At 65.1% G+C, this 1,245-nt stretch carries 1 protein-coding gene; it reads left to right on the plus strand.

The window, feature by feature from the left end; translation table 11 throughout:
* Positions 1 to 835 (plus strand): GGDEF domain-containing protein (locus TW83_RS14960; protein WP_045983575.1); only part of this gene is annotated, 835 nt, incomplete at its 5' end.
* Between the last annotated feature and the right edge of the window lie 410 nt (positions 836 to 1,245).

Consider the following 1,245-nt stretch of genomic DNA (forward strand, 5'->3'; position numbering starts at 1 on the left):
CGGGCGCGCGGGGCAGGGGCCCTGTCCGCTGCAGGCTATCCGCACCGCAGTCGAACACCGCCGCCGCCTGTTCCTGCGCGTGGTCCAGTCGCGCGACCTGGTGTTGCGCGGCCATGGCGTGCAGGTCGATGATGGGACGCTGCTGGTCAATCTGGGTTTCGGGATCGGCCTTCATCGTGCGATTCGTGCTGCGGGGCTGACGGATGACGACTTTGCGCCCTCAGAACTGGCAATGGAACTGCTGTTCCTGCACGAGGCCAACCGCGGCGTCCTGACCGAACTGTCGCGCTTCAACACCCAACTGGCACAATCGCGGGAACTGGCCCTTCTGCAGGCGCAGACCGATCCGCTGACCGGCCTGCAGAATCGCCGCGGGCTGGAGATCGCGCTGTCCCTGTCGCTGCGCACGGCCGATTTCGCGGACGAGGTCGCGCATCCCTTTGCCATCGCGCATCTGGACCTGGACCATTTCAAGCAGGTCAACGACCAGCTGGGGCACCAGGCGGGGGACGACCTGTTGCGGGCGGTCGGTGCGGTCCTGCGCAGCCATATCCGCAAGGCAGACACGGCGGCGCGGATCGGGGGTGACGAATTCGTCCTGATCCTGCGGGGCATGACATCGCGGGCCGCCCTGCAGCAGCTTGCCGACCGGATCATCGCGGCGATCCGGGCGCTGTCGCCGCCGGAACTGACTGATCTGCAGGTTTCGGCCAGCCTGGGCATCCTGGTCTGGCATCCCGGCGGTCCGGACCAGCCGGAGCAGGTCCTGGCGATGGCGGACAAGGCCCTCTACCTATCCAAGGGGGCGGGACGCGGGCGGGCGACGATCATCTAGGGTCAAGCGGCATCCCGTCGCCTGTTTGCTGTGCATTCCCCAAATTTTTCCTGCGCTAACATGACTTGTGTCGCCCTGCCGACAGTTCCGGAATGAACTGTCCAATAGACCGGTGATGCGGGTCGAGAGTGTGGTACCTCGTAGACTGTAACCAGTGATGGCACACTTGATCCGCCACCGCCGCGTGCGGGGACCTTGGTTGACCTGACGAAAACCTCTGTTCCTGCGCGGTCATGTCGATATACTTGGTCCTGCATCGATAATCGGGCAGGGGACATGCAGGCAGTTACCCCACGGACGACTTCGGCCAAGGGCAGGGCACCTGTCCAGATCCCCGACCTGCTGTCGATCCTGACGCGCCTGAAGCCTGCGCTGATCGCCGATCTGGACAAGCCGCAGCTGGCGGCCCT

Source organism: Paracoccus sp. S4493 (assembly GCF_000967735.1).
GTDB classification, from domain to species: domain Bacteria; phylum Pseudomonadota; class Alphaproteobacteria; order Rhodobacterales; family Rhodobacteraceae; genus Paracoccus; species Paracoccus marcusii.